Here is a 19763-nt window from a genome sequence, read left to right on the forward strand (position 1 = left end):
AAACCAATAAAAAAAACAGTACGATACGGAGGTCTATCATGGGTGGATGGCTTGGCAGGATGCTGCTGTTATCCGGCTGTCTCGTTTCTGGCATGGTGTTGGCTGATGAGCCCTTCCTCAAGATCAAGGGGGATGGCTGCTGCCATGGTAAAGGGGAGGTCGTGTTGACCCGGGCCGAGTTTGAGGCCTTACCTCAGACAGAGGTCAAGACTGAGACCCCCTGGACCGAGGGGGACCACACCTATCGTGGCGTGCTGCTGCGAGATCTGGTCAAGATGTATGGTCTCAAGAGTGGGGAGGTCAAGGCGGTCGCCATCAATGACTACTGGGCGGCTGTGCCGCTGGAAGATGGAGATAAATATGCGGTACTGCTGGCCGAGAAGCAGGATGGCAAGGCGTTGACCCTGCGCAACAAGGGGCCGCTCTGGATCATCTATCCCCTCTCTGATCACCCGGAGCTGAACAAGGAGCTCTATCACAGCCGGATGGTGTGGCAACTGACGGCGATTGAGAGCAAATAAGATGCTGCGCGGCAAGTTTCTGAGCTTGATCCTGATGGTGACTGCCTTTTTGGGGGTCGCCATCTGGTCGGTCTGGAACTATGACCGTGCTTTTAATGCTGTGACCCGCTATACCCAACTCTCTGCCTGGGCGTTGGCGCAGCTGGAGCTGGAAATCCGTGGCTTTGATGAGGCGCTCTCTCTCTATCGCACCGGTTCGACCAGTCAGAAAGAGATGAACAAGCGTTTTGATATTGCCTGGAACCGCCTCGATGTCTTCCTGCACGGTGAAGAGGCAAAGCAGGTCCGAGCTCGCTTTGGTGCTGAACAAGCGGTAGGGAAGATCATGGCCCTGTTCGAGAAGTATGAGCAGGCCGTGGTCAGTGGAGATCGAGATTCGAAAGAACTTGCTCGTTTCGCCGAGGAGTTGGCTCGGGATCTGGCTGCCATCCGCGATGTGATGGTGAAAAATTTCACCGGTCCATCCGCTATTGCCCAGCGGGAGGTACTCAACTCGTCGCGTATCCAGAACTTCTTCATTCTGGCTTTCTTGATGTTGGCGACCGTGGTGATGCTGTTTCGCGAAGTGCGCCACCAGCACTTTCTTGCGTGGAATGATGCGCTAACCCGCTTGCCGAACCGGGCCTCCCTGATCAAACACCTCAAGCAGCTGACGGGACATAAAGGGGGGCGCAGCAGCGTGACCGTCTGTCTGGTGGATCTTGGCCATTTCAGGGAGGTAAATGACAGCCTGGGCTACGAGGTGGGGGATGTATTGCTGACACAATTGGCAGAGCGGATCCGCGTGGTATCGGTTGATGGTATCTTTGCCGCCCGCACCGGTAGCGATGAGTTTGCCATCATTATTTCCGGCGCCATGCCCACCTATTTGCGCTTTCCATTTCTGGAGCAGCTGCGTAACGAACTTGCCGGGCTCGCCTTGGCGACCGATCCCGCCCACCGGGTGCGGGTCTTTATGGGGATCAGCCAGTACGTGCGACCGGTACACACGCCGGAGGAGATGCTGCTGTTTGCCGATATCGCCCTCGACAGTGCCAAGCGCAAGCGGCTGAATCGTTACGTGGTTTTCTCCAGCAGCATGTATCAGCACTATCTGCGTAACCGCCGTTTGTCGACCGAGTTGCGCGAGCTGATCCAGCACCACAGCAATTTGCAGTTGAGCCTCTACTATCAGCCCATTGTCCGTGGTCAAGGTAGGGTGCGACTGGGGGCTGAGGTACTGATCCGCTGGAATCACCCGGAGTACGGGTTTATTCCGCCCCTCGATATCATCTCGCTGGCGGAAGATAACGGGCTGGGGGAGGCGCTCGGGTTATGGATCTTCCGGCGCTTGCAGCTTGATCTCGCCACTTTCCCGAGCGACTTGATTGAACCGCTGGAGATCTCGGTCAACCTCTCGAGTTCCATGTTCACTATGGGGTTGGCAGCCCAGCTGGATGAGAACATGAGAGCGGGGCCGCTAAGCCTGCAACAGCTGATCGTCGAACTGACCGAAACGATTGCTCTGGATGATATCGAGCTGAGCAAGCAAATCATCGACACCCTGCGTCAGATCGGAGTGCGGGTGGCCCTTGATGATTTCGGTACCGGCTGGTCATCGTTCTCCTATTTGCGGGAACTTTATTTCGACAAGCTCAAGATCGACCGCTCATTTATCACGGCCATCGACAATGACACCCGTCAGGCCCTGTTCGTCGAGGCGATCACCAGCCTCTCTCATCAACTCGGTGTGCGGGTGGTGGCGGAAGGGGTGGAAAACAACGATGAGCTGAAGGCGGTGCTGAGCATAGGGGTGGATGAAATTCAGGGCTATTTCTACTCGAGGCCCTTGCCACTACAGGACTTTCTGCTGTTCTGCCATCGCTACTTTATCAATCGGAGCATCATGCAGGAGGTGGCGCTTGGTTAGCGAGCGGTGCCTTTTCACCGTCACCACAAGCTACCGTGCTGTTGTTCATCTAGTCGAATACAACAAGAAGGCGACCATCTGGTCGCCTTCTTGTTGTGCATTGTGACGTGCAGAGTTCGTAGCCCGAGGGGCTATCAGAGCACCATGGCGGCAATCCAGCCGAAGATCACCAGCGGGATGTTGTAGTGAATAAAGGTGGGCACCACGCTGTCCCAGATATGATCGTGCTGACCATCTGCGTTGAGGCCGGAGGTGGGCCCCAGAGTCGAGTCGGAGGCTGGTGAGCCCGCATCCCCCAGCGCACCTGCGGTACCAACCAGGGCGATGATCGCCATCGGTGAGAAGCCAAGCTGCAGACAGAGCGGCACATAGATGGTGGCGATGATGGGCACGGTGGAGAAGGAAGAACCGATCCCCATAGTGATGAGCAGACCCACCAGCAGCATCAGGAAGGCGGCAATGCCTTTGTGCTGGCCGATGCCGGAGGCGACCACCTGAACCAGAGAGTCGACCCCGTGGGTTGCCTTCATCACCGCGGCAAAACCGGCTGCGGAGATCATGATGAAGCCGATCAGCGACATCATCCGCACCCCTTGGGTGAAAGCATCCTGGCTTTCGCGAAACTTGATGACGCCGCCGCAGGTGAAGATGACAAAACCGGCCAGCGCACCCAGTACGATGCTGTTGGTCATCAGTTGCAGCCCCAGCGCTACGCCAATGGCCAGCAGAGCAACCCAGATGTGGGTGAGGTTGAGCTCGACCGCTTCGGGCTCGGCATCCAGGATCTTGGCCAGATCGTACTGGCGCGGTTTGCGATAGCTGATGAATACCGCGATCAGCAGGCCCAGTACCATACCTGCGACCGGAATGGCCATCGCCAGCGGGATCTGGCTGGTGGTGATGGGCACGCCGTTATCGATCAGGTTCTTGGCCAGAATGTTATTCAGGAAGATGCCACCAAAGCCGACCGGTAGCACCATGTAGGTGGCGGTCAGACCAAAAGTGATGACACAGGCCACCTGACGACGGTCGATCTGCATCTGCGCCATCACATGCAGCAGCGGCGGGATCAGGATGGGAATAAAGGCGATGTGAACCGGGATCAGGTTTTGGGAGGAGATCGCCACAGCCAGCACGGAAGAGAGCAGCAGGGTTTTGACCCACATGATGCGGGTCGAGCTGGCATCCTTGCCCAACTGGTTGATCACCTTGCGGGCCAGCAGGTCGGTGATCCCGGAGCGGGAGATGGCAACCGCAAAGGCGCCCAGCATGGCGTAGGAGAGAGCAATCTCGGCGCCACCGCCCAGGCCACCGCTGAAGGTGGTGAGGGTATCGGTCAACGACAGCCCACCGACCAGGCCGCCAGCAATGGCCCCCAGCGCCAGCGAGACCACCACATTGATCCGCAGCAGACTGAGCACCAGCATCAGCCCGACTGCGATAACAACTGGATTCATTTGATTTCCTTATAGTTTGTTATTGCTGTCTGTCATGTGAAGGGGACTTAGTTTGCGAAAAATGTGACAAATGTCGAGAAAAAAATCAGTCAAACCCTGCATATCGCAGCAGCATGTGGCACAAGGTTGCTCAACATGAGGGGTTGTGACCTGTTTGTCTCCGTGCATCCCGTGCGCAGCGGTGGATAGTGACGTTGATAGCGATTTCCGGTGCGCTGTGCAATCAATCACGTCCCCAAAAAGCGAAGGCTGCCAGTGGCAGCCTTCATCCGTTTATTCTTGTCCCTCATCGTCGGCAGGGGCATCGGTTGTGTCATCATCCGGATGCGCTGGCGGCCAACCCCCCATGCTCTTCCAGCGGTTAACGATATGACAGAACAGCTCTGTGGTGCGTTCGGTGTCATAGAGGGCAGAGTGCGCCTCTTTATTGTCAAACGGGATGCGGGCGCTCTGGCACGCTTTGGCCAGTACGGTCTGACCCAGCGCCAATCCGGAGAGAGCTGCGGTGTCGAAAGTGGCAAACGGGTGGAACGGATTGCGCTTGAGGCCAGCGCGCTCGGCGGCAGCCATCACGAAGCCGTGATCAAAGGTGGCGTTGTGGGCCACTATGATGGCGCGGCCGCAATCCTGCTCCTTCATCCCCTTGCGGATCCCCTTGAAGATCTCGGTCAGCGCCTCTTTTTCCGAGACAGCGCCACGCAACGGGTTGTAGGGGTCGATGCCGGTGAACTCCAGCGCGGCCTTTTCCAGGTTGGCCCCTTCGAAAGGCTCGACATGAAAGTGGAATACCTGATCGGGAACGAGCCAGCCCTGCTCATCCATTTTCAGGGTGTAAGCCGCGATTTCGAGCAGGGCATCGGTCTTGGCGTTGAACCCGGCTGTTTCAACATCGATGACGACGGGGTAAAAACCACGGAAACGGCCCTTGAGGGTATGAACTGCGTCGGTCATGGGATCTCGGTCGGGATAAAATGAGGCGGCATTATGGCAAAAAAGCACAGGCTTGTCCCCCCATCCCACGCAGTCGGCCGCGGCAAGATGGCGCAGGATTCAATATCTGTGCAGCCACCAGCGGGCGGCAATCAGCGCCGTGAGCGTGCCCAACAGGGCGCTGGCCAGCACATCCACCGGCCAATGCATTCCCATTACCATGCGCGACAGACCAACCCCCAGCGCCCACAACGGCAGCAGCCAGACGCCCGTGGGGGCGCGGGCCAGCCAGATAAGGCCGAAAAATTGGGCCAGGCTGATGGCGGCGATACTGTGGCCGGAGGGGAAGGCGTAGTTCACCTCGGCCTGCCAGTGGTGGCCGAGCCACTCAGGCAGGGCCAGCAACTGGCTGGCGGCATGAACCTGTTCACTGCGCACATCGATGCTACTGGCGTAGAAGTGCTTGATGGCCGGGATCAGCGACTGACTCTCCAGCCAGAGCAGATAGGGTCTGGGCTCTTCGGTCAGGTGCTTGATCAGGCTCTTGAGCACCCAGTCGCTGGCGAGCAGGGCTGCCAGCGCACACCCCAGTGCAATGAAGGGGGACAGCTCCAGTTTGAGTTTGTAGCGGGTCAGCAACAGCAAGAGGGCGCCACTGACCCCGATCCCGGGAATATCGACCATGCGGGTAAGGGCGTATGACCACCATAGCCAGCCTGATTGCAGTGAACCGGTCAGAAAAGGCTGCCAGGGCAATGTGGCGAGTAGTAACAGGGGCAGGATTAACAGGGCTGTGAAGCCAAGCACCTGACTGCGGGTGAGTGAGGCGGTTGACATTGGGAGCGGCGGAGCGTGTGGCGGCATGGTGGGTATGGGCGATCGCGAAAAAAGAGGGGCATTGTGCCACCGTGACATGCTCGGACAAAGCCGAGCAGCACGTTTGTTACCTCTGCTTACACATTTTGTGGCCACATCCTCTGTTTGAGCGGGCGGATGGGGCGGCTGTCGCGCAATCTGGTCCCGTTTCGCGCCGGATTGCATCACAGGCTGAAATCTCGGGCGGCTTTGCGCTAGAATGGCGCCCCCGTGGCGGTTGTGACCAAAGAGAGCCCGATGAAGATAGTCGTTGATGAGAATATGCCCCATGCCGTGGAGCTGTTTGCCGAATTTGGCGAGGTGATCCCCTTGCCCGGACGGCAGATGCAGGCCCGCGATCTGCTGGATGCCGATGTGCTGCTGGTGCGTTCGGTCACCCGCGTCAACGGCGATTTGCTGGCGACCAGCCCCAAACTCGGGTTTGTCGGCACCGCCACCATAGGCACCGACCATGTGGACAAAGCGTTGCTGGCAAGCCGCAATATTCCCTTCTTCAGCGCCCCCGGTTGCAACAAGTATTCGGTGGGGGATTATGTGCTCTCCGCCCTGCTGGTGCTGGCGGAGCGCTACGAGCTCGACCTCTCGGCCATGACGTTGGCGGTTATTGGCGCGGGCAATACCGGCGAGTGCGTGGCTGGCAAGGCCCAAGCGCTCGGCATGCGGGTACTGCGCTGCGATCCGCCCAGGGCGCGGGATAATCCTGATGCGGGCTTTGTCGATTATCAGACCGCCCTTGGTGCCGATATCGTCAGCTTCCATGTGCCCATTACCCGCGAAGGGCAGGATGCCACCTACCATCTGCTCGATGCCGAACAGATTGCCGCTCGTCCTGCCGGACAGATCCTGATCAACGCCTCCCGTGGCGAGGTGTGGGATAACCGGGCCCTGCTGGCACGCCAGCTGAGCGATAAGCCGTTGCGACTGGTGATGGATGTGTGGGAGAACGAGCCTGAGCCACTGGCTGCGTTGGTGCCCCATACCGAGATTGCCACCCCCCATATCGCCGGTTACAGCCTGGAGGGGAAGGCCCGCGGTACCTGGATGCTCTATCAGGCGCTCTGCCAGCAGCTGGGACGCCAGCCTCGTCAGGATTTGAGTCAGCTCCTGCCTGCCCCCGATGTGCAGGCGGTGGTGCCGGGCCACGCACCGGATCAGGCGTTGATCAAGCAGCTGGTGCATCTGGTTTATGACGTGCGTCGCGATGATGCCCGTTTCCGGGCCCGACTCGGCTTGCCCGGCAGCTTTGACGAGCAGCGCAAACACTATCCCGAGCGCCGTGAACTATCCTCCCTGCAGGTTGAGGGGGCGTTTGCCGACCAGGCGCTGGGCGAGCTGGGATTTGCGCTGTCACGCCCCTGAATCGGGGACTAGGAGTTGGAAGATAACCGGAAGGGGTGAGCCGTACTGGCTACCTCGACCCCATTTTTTACTGAGCTGGCGCAGATGCTACTGCGCCGGCTCAGCCATATCAGGCAGCGTCATCTCGCCGTGCGGGAGACTGCCGACCATGGCGCCAGTCGGCGCCATTGCAGCATTATCAGAGGAGAACAGAATGAGCCAGCAGTTTAACGTAGCGGTATTGGGTGCCAGCGGCGCCGTGGGTCAGGCGATGATCGAGATCCTGGAAGAGCGCGAATTTCCGGTAGCGACCCTTTATCCGCTGGCTTCCAGCCGCAGCGCCGGTGATACCGTGCGCTTTGGCGGCAAGAACCTCGAGATCCTCGATGTGGAGGAGTTTGACTGGAGCCAGGTACAGATCGCACTCTTCTCCGCCGGTGCCGAGGTCTCGGCCAAGTGGGCGCCGATTGCTGCCGAACACGGCTGCATCGTCATCGACAACACCTCCTGCTTCCGTTACGACGAAGATATCCCACTGGTGATCCCGGAAGTGAACCCGGATGCGCTGGCCGATTTTCGCAATCGCAACATTATCGCCAATCCCAACTGCTCGACCATCCAGATGCTGGTGGCCCTGAAGCCGCTGCACGACGAAGTGGGCATTGCCCGCATCAACGTGGCCACCTATCAATCCGTGTCAGGCTCCGGCAAAGAGGGGGTCAGCGAGCTGGCAGGTCAGACCGCTCATCTGCTCAACGGTCGTCCGGTGGAACCGACCCTCTATCCGCAACAGATCGCCTTTAACCTGATCCCGCAGATCGACAGCTTCACTGACAACGGCTACACCCGCGAAGAGATGAAGATGGTATGGGAAACCCAGAAGATCCTGGGCGATGCCAGCATTGCCGTGAATCCGACTTGCGTGCGGGTGCCGGTCTTCTACGGCCACGCCGAGGCGGTACACGTCGAACTGCACCAGCCGCTCGATGCCGAACAGGTCAAGGACCTGCTGCGCAATGCGCCGGGTGTGACCCTGTTTGATGACGAAGGGGACTATCCGACCCCGGTGCGTGACGCAACCGGCAAGGATGAGGTGCTGGTGGGCCGGGTACGCCAGGATATTTCTCACCCGAGTGGTATCAATATGTGGATCGTGGCCGATAACGTTCGTAAGGGCGCGGCAACCAACAGTGTACAGATTGCCGAGCTGCTGGTTCGCGACTATCTGTAAGGCTGGTCAGATGCCACAGATGCGCAGCAGGGAGTGCTGCGCATCCGGCCTGTGATCAAACCGGGGTGTGACCCATGCCGCACTCCGTCACTTCAAGATTCTGTTGCGATATCAACTGATTAAGTTTTTTCCTACACTCAGGGTCAAGTTGGGTGCTAAATGTGTCGGACTGCTGGCTTGCCAGGCGAGCCTGATTTATATTGAACCGACTGTTTTGGGGTAACTATCCAGATTTTTCAATGTGATAGGGCCGTCATACGAAGGAACGAATATGGGACATTCCCGCATAACATTGGCAACGCTACTCGCATTGGGTCTGCTGGGCACCGTCCAGGCTGAAGACTCGGCGCGGGAGCCTTTTTTTGTCGAGCTAAAAGGCCCTGACGAACCCGCACCTCCCGCCGTCAATTCCCAGCCGCTGGCGCAGCCGGTCGCCAGACCCGTCGCGCAACCGGTGCGTACAACCGCCCAGCCGGTGGTGCGTCAGGTCACTGCCAATGCCGGTAGCTATGGCCCTGTTCGTCCGACCGATACCCTCTGGAGCCTGGCGAGCAAATATCGCCCCTCCAATCGGGTCAGCGTCTACCAGACCATGGTGGCGATTTACGAGAAAAACCCCCGCAGTTTTGCCGATGGCAATATCAACCACATTCTGGTGGGATCCCGCATTCTGCTGCCGACCGCGGCCGAGGCGAGCGTCATCACTGATGCTCAGGCCCGCGCCAAGTTCCGTAGCGACAACGCCAGCTGGAAGGGGTTAAGCCCCAAATATCTGGCTGACAAGCAGGCCCATACAGCCAAGCCGGCTGCCGCCAAACCCGCGAAGGTGGAAGCCGCCAAGACCGAGCCGGTGAAGGCTGCGCCTGCGCCGCTGCCAGTGGCGAAAGCCGCCCCCATTCCCGCCCCGGTGGTGGCACCGCAACCGGCTGCTGAAACCAAAGAAGTGGCCAAGGTGAGCGAGCCTGCGCCGAAAGAGGCGGTAGCACCTGCTCCTAGCGCTGCAGAAGGCACCACCCCGGCGCCTCTGCCTTCCGATCTGGATAAACCGGTGGGCAAACCGGCCACCGAGATGGCGCTGGCACTGGAAGATGCCAATGCCCAGCTCGGCCAGGTGACCGAGATGAACCACAGGCTCAAGCTGCGTCTGCAATCCCTGACCGAAGAGGTGGAGACCCTCAAAGCCCAGCTGCAGGATCAGACGGCGCTGCAAAAAGAGATTGCCGAGCTCAAGGCTCAACCGGTCCCGCCGGTGGCAGCCGAGCCTGAGCCTGAGAAAAACTGGTTGATGGACCTGCTCTCCTCACCGCTCAACCTCGCCATGATCATTCTGCTGCCGGTGCTGCTGGTATTGGCGCTGGTGACCCTGTGGCTGCGTGCCCGTGCCCGCCGCGAGCTGGAAGAGCAGGAGAAGAGCCTCTCCGAATCCACCGCCATGATGATGGATCAGGAGCAGAGCGAGTTTGATGATCTGCTGAGCGTCGATGTGACCGACAACGAGCCGGTGCGCCCGGTGCCGGATCTCAACACCCCCGATGGCTTTATGCCGATGGAGCCTGACGAGCCGGCCGCCAAGCCGGATGTCGATCTGGTGTTCAGCGACGAGGGCGAGATGGAGCTGCAGGGCTTCGAGCCCGAGCGGATGGCGGCCCAGCCAGCCAGTCGTGACCCGGATCTGGTACCGGATCTCGATCTCTCGCTGGATGAGCCTATCGCGCTTGCCAACGAGCCTGCCATGGATCTGGCCAGCGAGTTCAACCCCAAGCCCAAGGCCGCTGACGAGATCATGAGCGAAGAGGAGCTGCAGGCAGCCCTGTTTGCCGAGCTGGATGCGGATCTCTCCGCTGACCTCGAGCCCGATTTGAGCTCCATCGACGAAGTCGGCGCCGCTGACGACGATCTGGCGAGCTTCGATCTCGGTGATTTCGACAGTGCCCTCGACGAGCCTGCTGCTGGCAAAGATGATAACGCCATTGATCTCAGTGCCGCAGAGGACGCTGACGAGAGTGCGGATGCCATGCTGGCCGAGCTCGGTCTTGAGCCTGTCAAGGCGAAGGAAGCCGAGCTGGATCTGGAGTGGGATCCCAACGAGCTGGCGCTCTCCGATTTCGAAGATGCGTTCGCCGAGGTGGAGTCTCATCCGGCAGATGTTCAACCCCGTGAGCAGGCGCAGGAGAGCGGCTACGTCGAGATCGACAAGCTGCTGGCCGAAGCGGATGCTACCGCGCCGGAGCAGGAGCCGTATCAGGGCTTCTCGCTGGATGTGGGGCTCGATGGCTTCCCCGAGGTGCTGCCGGAATCCACCGGATTTGACGTGGATGCCGACGACGGCGGTGTGGGTGCCAAGCTGGATCTGGCCCGTGCATACCTCGAGATTGATGACAAGGATAGCGCCCGCGAGCTGCTGCAAGAGGCGGCGGAGCAGGGCAGCGATCACCAGCGTGCCGAAGCCGAGAAGTTGCTCAAGCGGTTGGGCTAAAGCATCTCCCATTACGGGATCAGAAAAACGGGGGCAGCCAGCAGGCTGCCCTCTTCTTTTGGCGATTTGCGATGGGGGGATCATGGCCGCGCAGGTTCGCAATCCAGGCCAATTGCGCGCGTGGTGGGACTTTTCGGGCTGAGCGCGTATAATCCGCCCCGTTTCTTTCACTGCGTTTTCACAACAAGACAAGTTTATCCATGCGAATTGCCCTAGGTATTGAATATGACGGCAGCCGGTATTTCGGCTGGCAGCGTCAGCGTGAAGTGATCAGCGTGCAGGCTGAACTGGAGACGGCGCTGAGCCGGATCGCCAACCACCCTGTCTCCATCCAGTGTGCCGGACGCACCGATGCCGGTGTCCATGCGACCGGTCAGGTGATCCACTTCGATACCGAGGCGAACCGTGCCGAAGGGGCCTGGACCCTGGGGCTCAATTCCAACCTGCCGCCGGATATCGCCGTGCGCTGGGTCAAGGAGGTGGACGAGAGCTTCCACGCCCGCTTCAGCGCCACCGCCCGTCGCTACCGCTATGTCATCTACAACCACAACTACCGGCCGGCGATCCTCGGCAGTGGCGTCAGCCACTACCACGAGACCATCGATGCGGAGTTGATGCACCAGGCGGGCCAGAGCCTGCTGGGGGAGCACGACTTCAGCACCTTCCGTGCCGTCGCCTGCCAATCCAACACCCCGTGGCGCAATGTGACCCATCTGTGTGTCAGCCGTCAGGGGCCCTATATCGTGCTGGATATTCGCGCCAACGCCTTCCTGCACCATATGGTGCGCAACATCACCGGCTCCCTGCTGCTGGTGGGGCAGGGGCTCAAACCGGTGGAGTGGATTGCCGAGGTGCTGGCTGCCAAGGATCGCAATCTGGCCGGGCCGACCGCCAAGGCCGGTGGCCTCTATTTGGTCGACGTGGATTACCCGGCCGAGTTTGCTCTGCCGCAGTTGCCGCTCGGCCCGCTGTGGCTGCCGGACTCGGCACCGGGTACGACCAGTTTTTAGTAACTGCGCCCGAAAAATTGTGGTTTAATGACCCGTCATTTGTTGCCATCGAGCTATTAAGTCATTGAACAATCTAGGCTCGATGCGTTTTGTCAGGCACAAAAGCATTAAGGAATTCCATGAGCTGGCTTGAGAAGATTCTTCCCAAGAGCAAGATCACTGCGCCCCGTCGTCACAACATTCCGGAAGGGGTGTGGACCAAGTGCAGTGCTTGTGAACAGGTGCTCTACCGGGCAGAGTTGGAGCGCAACCTCGAAGTGTGCCCCAAGTGTGATCATCATATGCGCATCAGCGCCCGCGCCCGTCTCGAGAGCTTCCTCGATGAGCAGGGTCGTACCGAGATCGGTGCCGAGCTGGAGCCGCAGGATGTACTGAAATTCAAGGATTCCAAGCGCTACAAGGATCGTTTGTCTGCCGCTCAGAAAGAGACGGCGGAGAAAGATGCGCTGGTGGTGATGAAAGGGACCCTCAAAGGGGTACCGGTTGTCGCCTGTTCGTTCGAATTCTCCTTCATGGGTGGCTCCATGGCCTCCGTGGTCGGTGCCCGCTTCGTGCGCGCCGTCGAGGAGTGCATCAAGGAAGGCCGTGGCCTGGTCTGCTTCTCCGCCTCTGGTGGTGCTCGCATGCAGGAAGCCCTCTTCTCCCTGATGCAGATGGCCAAGACCAGTGCTGCGCTGGACAGACTCACCAAGGCGGGCCTGCCCTATATCTCCGTGCTGACCGACCCCACCATGGGTGGCGTCTCTGCCAGTCTGGCGATGCTGGGCGACATCAACGTGGGCGAGCCCAAGGCTCTGATCGGCTTTGCCGGCCCGCGTGTTATCGAGCAGACCGTGCGCGAGAAACTGCCGGAAGGCTTCCAGCGCTCCGAGTTCCTGCTGGAAAAGGGTGCCATCGATATCATCATCGATCGCCGCGAAATGCGTAACCGTCTGGCCAGCCTGCTCGCCAAAATGCTGAATACTCACGTCATCGAAGAGTGAAGATGAGTTCAAACATGCAACAATCCCAAAGCCGGTCGCTTGTCGACTGGCTTTCTTATTTGGAGCAGATCCATCCGGTCAATATCGACATGGGGCTGGATCGGGTCGGTGCCGTTGCCCGGCGTATGGGGCTTACCCAGCTGCCGTTCAAGGTGATCACGGTGGCGGGTACCAACGGCAAGGGCTCCAGTTGTGCCATGGCAGCCAGCATTCTGATGGCCGCAGGCTACAAGGTCGGCGTCTACTCCTCGCCCCATCTGCTGCGCTTTACCGAGCGGGTGCGGGTCAACAGGCAAGAGCTGTCCGACAGCGATCACTGCGCCGCTTTTGCCGAAGTGGAAGCGGCGCGTGGCGAGATAGCGCTCACCTTCTTCGAGTTCGCCACCCTGGCTGGCTTGTGGCTCTTCTGCCGCGCCGCCCCCGATGTGCTGCTGCTGGAAGTGGGACTGGGTGGTCGGCTCGACGCCACCAATGTGGTGGAGTCCGATGTGGCGATGATCACCTCCATTGCCCTCGATCACTGCGACTGGCTGGGTGATACCCGCGAAGCAGTGGCGGTGGAGAAGGCGGGGGTCTATCGCGCTGGCAAGCCCGCCATCAGCGGTGAGCCTAATCCGCCCGCGACTATTGCCAGCGAAGCCCAGCGTCTTGGCGCCAACCTGCGTCAGGTCGGTATCGATTTTCGTGGCGATGAGCACGAGAGCGGTTGGGATTATCACGGCCTCAACCAGTGGCGGGATCTGCCAAAACCGGCGTTGCCGCTGATGAACGCGGTGACCGTGCTGGCGGCGCTGGAATCCCTCGGCTTGCCGCTGCCGGAGTCCGCCATTCGTGACGGGCTTGCCAATGCCCGGCTGGCTGGCCGGATGCAGCAGTTGCAAAGTGCGCCGCTGGTGATCGTCGATGTGGCCCATAACCCCCATTCGGCGGCCTATCTGGCCGCGCAATTGCGCAAGATGCCCTGCTCGGGTGTGCGCCGCGCCGTGGTCGGCATGCTCAAAGACAAGGACATGGCGGGTTCCCTTGCCGAACTCGATGGTCTGATTGGCGAGTGGTATCTGGCCAGCCTCACCGGCCCGCGCGCCGCCACCGCTGCGCAACTGGTTGCGGCGTTGGGGGAGGGAAAGGGCCCTGCCAGGGAGTTTGATGATGTCAGCGCCGCTTATCAGGCAGCGTTGGCCGCATCGAGTCCGGACGATATGGTCATTGTGTTTGGTTCGTTTTACACTGTCGCCGACATTCTGGCGGGTGTCGCCGTCTAGGCCACACCCCGGCTCCCCGGTCTTCGGGCGGGGAGCCAAATCGCATATTGAGTTACGTAAAGGTAGGATTCAACTTGGCCTCGAAGTTTCAAAACCGTCTGGTGGGCACCGTCATCCTGGTGGCCCTGGTTGTTATTTTCCTGCCGGACTTGCTGGATGGTCACAAGCTGGCACAAAAGGAGGAGGCCTTTGCCAAGATCCCGCTGCGCCCCGAGCTGGAGCCTGCCAAGCCTGCGCTGCAGGTCTCGGCTGCCAGCAGCCTGCCAGCCGATCATCTGGCCAGCCAGCAACAGGCCTCTGCGGCCCAGCAGTGGCAAGTGGAAGAGGTGGCTGACCCCATGACCCTCGCCGGTCAGGGCAACGGTGCGCAGCCGGCGACAACCCCTGCCGCACCGGCACCGGTCCAGCCGCAACAGAATGCCCAACCCAAGCCACAGCCCAAGCCGGAAGTGGTGGCCAAAAAACCGGTCGAACCGCCCAAGCCAGCACCCAAGCCGACGCCAGCCAAACCGGTTGAAGTGGCCAAGGCCCCCGCACCGGCCAAGCCGCAGGCGGGTCAGATCAAGTCCCTCGACGATCTGATTGAAAGCAAGATGACCCAGCCGACCACACCCGCGCCTGCTGCGGCACCGGCACAGGGTAGCTGGATCCTCCAGCTTGGCGCCTTCAAGAACGTCGACAGCGTCAACGCGCTGGTGAGCAAGCTGCGGGCGGCGGGCTACTCTGCCCACACCTCGCCGCGCACACCGGTGCAGGGTCAGCTCAACCGGGTCTTTATCGGGCCGGATGTCTCCAAGGCCAAACTGCAAGGGATGCAGGGTCGGATCTCCCAGATGACCGGCCTCAGTGGCTCGGTGGTCTCTTACAATCCGTGACGGCTTGCCGTTGGCAATGGCCCTCTGAAACAAACACCGCGCCCCGTGCGCGGTGTTTTTTATCTGGCCGTCGTGATTTTTAAGGACGGCGTCGTACAGGTCACCCCCCGGTTGGGATTTTCGGGCAGTTGGGGTAGTCTGAGCCCTTCTGCTACTCACAGGAGTTCAAGATGATCCTCTCGACGACCCCCACGCTGGAAGGCAAAACCATTCGTGAATACCGCGGCATCGTGGTTGGCGAAGCCATTCTCGGCGCCAACATTTTCAAGGATCTCTTTGCCGGGATCCGCGACATCATCGGCGGCCGCTCCGGTGCCTATGAAAAAGAGCTGGCCCGTGCCCGCGAGATCGCTTTCGATGAGCTCAAAGAGCGTGCCGCCGCCCTTGGCGCCAATGCGGTAGTCGGCATCGATATCGACTACGAAGTGGTGGGGCAAAACGGCAGCATGCTGATGGTCAGCATCAGTGGCACCGCTGTGGTGGTCTGATCGGGCCTCCGCCTCTGCATGGGCAATGAGCCGATAACTGGGTTATCGGCTTTTTTATTGCCTGTCTGATACGTGGTGGCTGGCAGGGTTATCACTTAAATCATTGATTTTAAATATTTATATTTATTAATAATTCCACGGACCGGTTTTATTTTTTTTCACTGGGTGGCCCGAGAGGGTCAAGCTAGAGTGCCGCCATCAGGAACGACACCGCTCACGGACGAGGTTCTCTTCTCTTGAAGGCGTATCACTATGAATCAAAAACCTGCTCTGCTGACCCTTGTCATGTTGGCCATGACCGCCCATGCCGGCAGTGCCCTCGCGGCGCTGCCCAACTTCAGCGCCACCTGTCCCACCGATATTCGGGTCAAGTCGCAAGGGGGCAATGTCTTTATCAATGGCAAGAAGGCTACCCTGAAAACGCAGGCGCCCGCCGCCTATTCGGCCACAAGCGGCAAGGTGGTCATCGGGATCACCTTCGATCTGCCCGCCAGCGAACCCACCCTGGATTACGTCATCAAGCATGATCGCCGGGCCCACGGCTTTTGCACCGTGCACGCCTGGTCGGCGGGCAAGGCCGCCGCACTGCCGATGGCCAAGGGGGACTCGCCCTATCAGGGCAAGTGGATCGCCAAAAACCGCGAGACCGGCGCCACGGTGGCCAATATTCAGGTGGATGGCAAGGAGCAGGTGTGGGTCAACGGAGTCAAGGTGAAGGCGAAACGGGCCGATGGCGCGCTGCAGTTTCGTCAGGGCACTATCCTCTACACCTTGCAGGGGGATCCGCGTATTCGCGATGAGAGCGACTGGAATGACAGCGATGTTCAGAATACCGGCCCCATCACGCTCGAGTAACAGACGCGCCGTGCCACGGCTGGGTCATTGATGCAAAAAGCAGAGAGCGGCATGGCCGCTCTCTGCTTTGTTGTCTCTATTGGTTGATCGCCGTGCGGGGTTAGATGCCGTGGATGGCGTTGGCTTCCCCATACCAGTCCAGCTTGTCGGCCAGAGTGACCACCGAGCCGATGATGATGAGACTCGGGCTCTTCACCTGACGAGCCAGTTCGGCCAACTGTTGCAGCTCGCCGCGCACCACCCGCTGACTGAGCTGGGTGCCTTGCTCCACCAGCGCCACCGGGGTATGACCGGGCATGCCGTGGGTTTGCAGCTCATCCTGAATGCGGGCGGCGTGGGCCAGCCCCATGTAGAACACTAGAGTCTGGCGGGGGGCCGCCAGCGCCGACCACTCCTGGGCGATATTGCCCTCCTTGTCGTGGCCGGTGATGAACTGCACCCGCTGGGCATGGTCGCGGTGGGTGAGGGGAATGCCGCTGTAGGCGGCGCAGCCTGAGGCTGCCGTAATGCCCGGTACCACCGAGAAGGGGATGCCCGCCTCGGCCAGGGTTTCCAGCTCCTCGCCACCCCGGCCAAAGATAAAGGGATCGCCCCCCTTGAGCCGCACCACCTGTTTGCCCAGCTGCGCTTGTTCCAGCAACAGCTGGTTGATCGCCTGCTGGGGCACACAGTGGCGGCCCGCCTCCTTGCCAACAAAGATCCGCTCGGCATCCCGGCGAACAAGCGCCAACACCTCCTGCGAGACCAGCCGGTCATAGACCACCACATCCGCCTGCTGCAACTGCTGCAGACCGCTTAGGGTAAGCAGTCCCGCATCGCCGGGGCCAGCCCCCACCAGGGTCACGCTTCCCTTGCTCTGCAGCGGCTCATCGAGTAGCTCGGCGACGCTCTGTTCGGCAGCTTGCTGCTGGCCGCGGGCCAGTTGGCGGGCGAGGCGATCGTGGTTAAAGAGCCGCTCCCAGAAGCGGCGGCGGGCCAGCTTGTCCGGAATGAGTTTGACCCGCTCGCGCAGCTTGCCCGCCAGCGCCGCGAGCTGGCCGAGGTGTTGCGGCAGCATGGCTTCGAGTTTTTCCCGCAGCTGGCGGCTCAGTACCGGCGCCGCGCCTGCACTGGAGATGGCCACCATCAGCGGCGAGCGGTCGATGATGGCGGGCATGATGGCGCTGCAGTGGGCCGGGGAGTCCACCACATTGCAGAAGATCTGGCGCAGGTTCGCTTCGTTGAAGACCTGCTGGTTGACCTCTTGTTGGTTGGTGGCGGCGATCACCAGCCACTTGCCATCGAGCAGTTCGGGATGAAAGTCGGCGGCGCAGACGGTCAGGCGACCCTGCTCGGCCCAGCTCATCAGTTGGGGTTCCAGATGCGGGGCATTGATGGTGATCTTCGCCTTGGCATCGAGCAGCAGGCGCGCCTTGCGCACCGCCACCTCACCGCCGCCGACGATCAGGACCGGCTTGTTTTGCAGCTGACAGAAGAGAGGGAGAAAGTCCATAACAGGCTCCGGATGCTGGCCCGCTCGCAATGCCGCGCCGGGCAAGATAGCAGGGCGCGCCGTGGCGCACCCCGAATGGTCGGGGGAAAGATCCCCCGACGGGAATAAAAAAGGGGAAGGGTGATCTACGCCCGGGCCAACGACAGATCCCCACCGGTGTCGGCCACTTGATCACGCTTCCCCAAACGAGGTTTTTCCTATTGCACTGCTTTGACGTGCATGTTGGCGACGTACTGATCTTCGGCCCAGAAGATGCGGTCAGCGACCATGGCTTCCGGGTTGAGGATGACGCCGCGCAGCACCCGCTCCTTGAACTTGTGATAACCGGCCCGGTCGATAAGGTGACCCATGTGCAGGTAGATGGGCTTGCCATCCAGCATCTCGGCCTCGAACTCGAACAGGTTCTTGATCACCGCATGCAGCACCTCTTCGGTCACCCAGTTGAGGAACAGCTTGCCGGTACGGGGGGTCTTCTTGCTGGTGCGCCCCCCCAGCTTGACCATGTAGAGCTGCTTGGGATCCCGCTGCCAGGCCAGGGTCGGGCAGGCCAACACGCACTCGCCACAGCCGATGCACTTGCTCTCCTCCTTGACCGCCTTGCCATGCTTGATGGCGAGGCAATCCACCGCGTGGTGGCTGCATGCCTTGACGCAGGCGCCGCAGCCGATGCAGCGCTCGGCATTGAAGTGGATTTTGGCGATGCCGAGGATGCCGAAGTCGGCCATGTTGGCCTTGGCGCAGTCGTTGGGGCAGCCGGCGATCACCATCTTGAGGTGATAGGGGTTGGGGTAGAGGTGTTTCTCCATCCGCTGGGCCAGCCCGGTGCAGTCGATATTGCCCTTCTGGCAGATGGTGTTGCCCTGGCAGGCGACGATGTTGCGCCCGCCGATGGTCTGGTAACCGGCTGTGGTGTCCTCTACCTCGATGCCGCAGGTCTCCACCTCGATCTCCTTGATAAAGGGTTCGAGGGCGGCGTTGACCTTGTCCATGTCCTGATACTTGATGCCGGGCATCGCCAGCTTCTGGCGGGTGGTGAGGTGGATCAGGCCGTTGCCATACTGTTCGGCGATCTGCTGGGCCACCGTCAGCAGGTGGGCGGGCATGATCCCGCCGGGAATGCGTACGCTGATCATCGCTTCGCCGCGCACCTTGGAGAGACGGTATTCGTTCTTGGCGCGGGCCTTGATGATGTCGATATCGAGACTCATGGTGTTCTCCCTCAGTCGATCAGATGCTGGGCCTGGTCAAAACGAAAGACCGGTCCATCCACGCAGATATAGGTGTCGCCCATCCGGCAGTGGCCACACTTGCCCACGGCACAGGCCATGCGGCGTTCGTAGTCGACCCAGATGCGATCCTTGGGGATGCCCCGTTCGAGGAAGGCGAGCACCACGAAGCGGATCATGATGGGGGGGCCGACCACGATCACCTGGATATCCTCCTTGTCAGCGAGATCCAGCTGGTCGATGTAGTCGGTGACCCGGCCGATGCGAAACTGCTCGCTCTCCTTGCCCTCGTCCAGGGTGACGATGAGGTTCTGCTGCTCGGCCCAGAGCGGCATCTCGTGGCGATAGAGCACCGCCTGCTCGTTCTTGAAGCCGAGGATCATGTCGAGGGATTTCACCTCTTCCGGATGTTTGCTGAAGCGACGCAGCAACCCCTTGACCGGGGCGACGCCGGTGCCGCCCGCCACCACGATGAGGTGCTGGTTGCGGTAGGTCTCCAGCGGATAGCCGTTGCCGTGGACGCCGCGCATCCACACCTTGTCGCCCACATCGAGGGCAAACAGCGCATCGGTCACCTTGCCGACCTTGCGGATCAACAGATCCACATAGCCATCGCCATAGTCGGAGACCGAAATGGGCGCCTCGCCAACGGTGGGCAGGGAGATCTCCACAAACTGGCCGTAGTGGACATCAAAGTCTCGGGAGACCCGAAAGTTCCATTCAAGCTCGGTGTGGCGCTCGATGGCCAGAATGGTGTAGGCCTTGGGCAGCAGGCGGTTTTCGACCACGTCCTGCTGCGGTTCTGCTGTTGCGGTTTGCTGGCACTGGCACATA

17 protein-coding genes are annotated in these 19763 nt (G+C 60.5%); 11 read left to right on the plus strand and 6 right to left on the minus strand.

Annotated elements, in window-relative coordinates:
- Positions 1-38: 38 nt before the first annotated feature.
- Entirely contained in the window at positions 39-521 is a 483-nt protein-coding gene (locus AB5Z09_RS15145; protein WP_368195632.1) for a molybdopterin-dependent oxidoreductase, read from the plus strand.
- A 1-nt stretch (position 522) separates the two neighbouring features.
- Positions 523-2430 carry a putative bifunctional diguanylate cyclase/phosphodiesterase gene (locus tag AB5Z09_RS15150; RefSeq protein ID WP_368195650.1) on the plus strand — a complete coding sequence of 636 codons (1908 nt, stop codon included), beginning with the start codon at positions 523-525 and terminating at the stop codon, positions 2428-2430.
- A 134-nt stretch (positions 2431-2564) separates the two neighbouring features.
- Here the strand turns inward: AB5Z09_RS15150 and AB5Z09_RS15155 are convergent, their stop codons facing one another.
- The 3 genes from AB5Z09_RS15155 to AB5Z09_RS15165 form a co-directional block, all read right to left on the minus strand.
- Positions 2565-3887: a Na+/H+ antiporter family protein gene (locus tag AB5Z09_RS15155; RefSeq protein WP_005361308.1), complete on the minus strand. Its 1323-nt coding sequence runs from the start codon at positions 3885-3887 to the stop codon at positions 2565-2567.
- Positions 3888-4160: 273 nt separating this feature from the next.
- Positions 4161-4838, minus strand: a complete 678-nt coding sequence (rnt, locus tag AB5Z09_RS15160; RefSeq protein WP_005333780.1) for a ribonuclease T — start codon at positions 4836-4838, stop codon at positions 4161-4163.
- Between the two features lie 99 nt (positions 4839-4937).
- Positions 4938-5681 carry a phosphatase PAP2 family protein gene (locus AB5Z09_RS15165; RefSeq protein ID WP_368195633.1) on the minus strand — a complete coding sequence of 248 codons (744 nt, stop codon included), beginning with the start codon at positions 5679-5681 and terminating at the stop codon, positions 4938-4940.
- 249 nt (positions 5682-5930) lie between these two features.
- On the opposite strand from AB5Z09_RS15165, the gene AB5Z09_RS15170 reads away from it, so the two are divergent.
- From AB5Z09_RS15170 to AB5Z09_RS15210, 9 genes are all read left to right on the plus strand, one after another.
- Positions 5931-7052: a 4-phosphoerythronate dehydrogenase gene (locus AB5Z09_RS15170; RefSeq protein WP_368195634.1), complete on the plus strand. Its 1122-nt coding sequence runs from the start codon at positions 5931-5933 to the stop codon at positions 7050-7052.
- 193 nt (positions 7053-7245) lie between these two features.
- On the plus strand, positions 7246-8262 hold the full coding sequence (locus AB5Z09_RS15175) for an aspartate-semialdehyde dehydrogenase (protein ID WP_005344937.1): 1017 nt from the start codon (positions 7246-7248) through the stop codon (positions 8260-8262).
- A gap of 271 nt (positions 8263-8533) precedes the next feature.
- Entirely contained in the window at positions 8534-10738 is a 2205-nt protein-coding gene (locus AB5Z09_RS15180) for a FimV/HubP family polar landmark protein (protein ID WP_216977496.1), read from the plus strand.
- A 200-nt stretch (positions 10739-10938) separates the two neighbouring features.
- Entirely contained in the window at positions 10939-11748 is an 810-nt protein-coding gene (gene truA, locus AB5Z09_RS15185; protein WP_368195635.1) for a tRNA pseudouridine(38-40) synthase TruA, read from the plus strand.
- 119 nt (positions 11749-11867) lie between these two features.
- Entirely contained in the window at positions 11868-12731 is an 864-nt protein-coding gene (accD, locus tag AB5Z09_RS15190; RefSeq protein ID WP_005333765.1) for an acetyl-CoA carboxylase, carboxyltransferase subunit beta, read from the plus strand.
- Between the two features lie 2 nt (positions 12732-12733).
- Positions 12734-13993: a bifunctional tetrahydrofolate synthase/dihydrofolate synthase gene (folC, locus tag AB5Z09_RS15195; RefSeq protein ID WP_368195636.1), complete on the plus strand. Its 1260-nt coding sequence runs from the start codon at positions 12734-12736 to the stop codon at positions 13991-13993.
- A gap of 74 nt (positions 13994-14067) precedes the next feature.
- Complete coding sequence (gene dedD / locus AB5Z09_RS15200) at positions 14068-14868, plus strand: cell division protein DedD (protein ID WP_005352757.1); 801 nt, start codon at positions 14068-14070, stop codon at positions 14866-14868.
- A 170-nt stretch (positions 14869-15038) separates the two neighbouring features.
- Positions 15039-15356: a heavy metal-binding domain-containing protein gene (locus AB5Z09_RS15205; protein WP_005333757.1), complete on the plus strand. Its 318-nt coding sequence runs from the start codon at positions 15039-15041 to the stop codon at positions 15354-15356.
- A 252-nt stretch (positions 15357-15608) separates the two neighbouring features.
- Positions 15609-16211 (plus strand): hypothetical protein, encoded by a 603-nt coding sequence (locus tag AB5Z09_RS15210; RefSeq protein ID WP_202003871.1) that lies wholly within the window; start codon positions 15609-15611, stop codon positions 16209-16211.
- Positions 16212-16311: 100 nt separating this feature from the next.
- Here AB5Z09_RS15210 and cysG read toward each other — a convergent pair whose 3' ends face one another.
- The 3 genes from cysG to asrB form a co-directional block, all read right to left on the minus strand.
- Positions 16312-17703 (minus strand): siroheme synthase CysG, encoded by a 1392-nt coding sequence (gene cysG / locus AB5Z09_RS15215; protein WP_368195637.1) that lies wholly within the window; start codon positions 17701-17703, stop codon positions 16312-16314.
- Positions 17704-17900: 197 nt separating this feature from the next.
- The gene (gene asrC / locus AB5Z09_RS15220; protein ID WP_368195638.1) at positions 17901-18911 is read right to left on the minus strand and encodes a sulfite reductase subunit C; all 1011 of its coding nucleotides are present in this window, start codon (positions 18909-18911) and stop codon (positions 17901-17903) included.
- An 11-nt stretch (positions 18912-18922) separates the two neighbouring features.
- Positions 18923-19762: an anaerobic sulfite reductase subunit AsrB gene (asrB, locus tag AB5Z09_RS15225; protein WP_021229668.1), complete on the minus strand. Its 840-nt coding sequence runs from the start codon at positions 19760-19762 to the stop codon at positions 18923-18925.
- Position 19763: the final 1 nt, after the last annotated feature.

Source organism: Aeromonas sp. R2-2 (assembly GCF_040908355.1).
GTDB lineage: Bacteria > Pseudomonadota > Gammaproteobacteria > Enterobacterales > Aeromonadaceae > Aeromonas > Aeromonas veronii.

Coding starts and splice junctions, on each gene's coding strand:
- AB5Z09_RS15145 (WP_368195632.1), top strand. CDS start 39: ATGGGTGGATGGCTTGGCAGGATGCTGCTGTTATCCGGCTGTCTCGTT.
- AB5Z09_RS15150 (WP_368195650.1), top strand. CDS start 523: ATGCTGCGCGGCAAGTTTCTGAGCTTGATCCTGATGGTGACTGCCTTT.
- AB5Z09_RS15155 (WP_005361308.1), bottom strand. CDS start 3,887: ATGAATCCAGTTGTTATCGCAGTCGGGCTGATGCTGGTGCTCAGTCTG.
- rnt (WP_005333780.1), bottom strand. CDS start 4,838: ATGACCGACGCAGTTCATACCCTCAAGGGCCGTTTCCGTGGTTTTTAC.
- AB5Z09_RS15165 (WP_368195633.1), bottom strand. CDS start 5,681: ATGCCGCCACACGCTCCGCCGCTCCCAATGTCAACCGCCTCACTCACC.
- AB5Z09_RS15170 (WP_368195634.1), top strand. CDS start 5,931: ATGAAGATAGTCGTTGATGAGAATATGCCCCATGCCGTGGAGCTGTTT.
- AB5Z09_RS15175 (WP_005344937.1), top strand. CDS start 7,246: ATGAGCCAGCAGTTTAACGTAGCGGTATTGGGTGCCAGCGGCGCCGTG.
- AB5Z09_RS15180 (WP_216977496.1), top strand. CDS start 8,534: ATGGGACATTCCCGCATAACATTGGCAACGCTACTCGCATTGGGTCTG.
- truA (WP_368195635.1), top strand. CDS start 10,939: ATGCGAATTGCCCTAGGTATTGAATATGACGGCAGCCGGTATTTCGGC.
- accD (WP_005333765.1), top strand. CDS start 11,868: ATGAGCTGGCTTGAGAAGATTCTTCCCAAGAGCAAGATCACTGCGCCC.
- folC (WP_368195636.1), top strand. CDS start 12,734: ATGAGTTCAAACATGCAACAATCCCAAAGCCGGTCGCTTGTCGACTGG.
- AB5Z09_RS15205 (WP_005333757.1), top strand. CDS start 15,039: ATGATCCTCTCGACGACCCCCACGCTGGAAGGCAAAACCATTCGTGAA.
- AB5Z09_RS15210 (WP_202003871.1), top strand. CDS start 15,609: ATGAATCAAAAACCTGCTCTGCTGACCCTTGTCATGTTGGCCATGACC.
- cysG (WP_368195637.1), bottom strand. CDS start 17,703: ATGGACTTTCTCCCTCTCTTCTGTCAGCTGCAAAACAAGCCGGTCCTG.
- asrC (WP_368195638.1), bottom strand. CDS start 18,911: ATGAGTCTCGATATCGACATCATCAAGGCCCGCGCCAAGAACGAATAC.
- asrB (WP_021229668.1), bottom strand. CDS start 19,762: ATGTGCCAGTGCCAGCAAACCGCAACAGCAGAACCGCAGCAGGACGTG.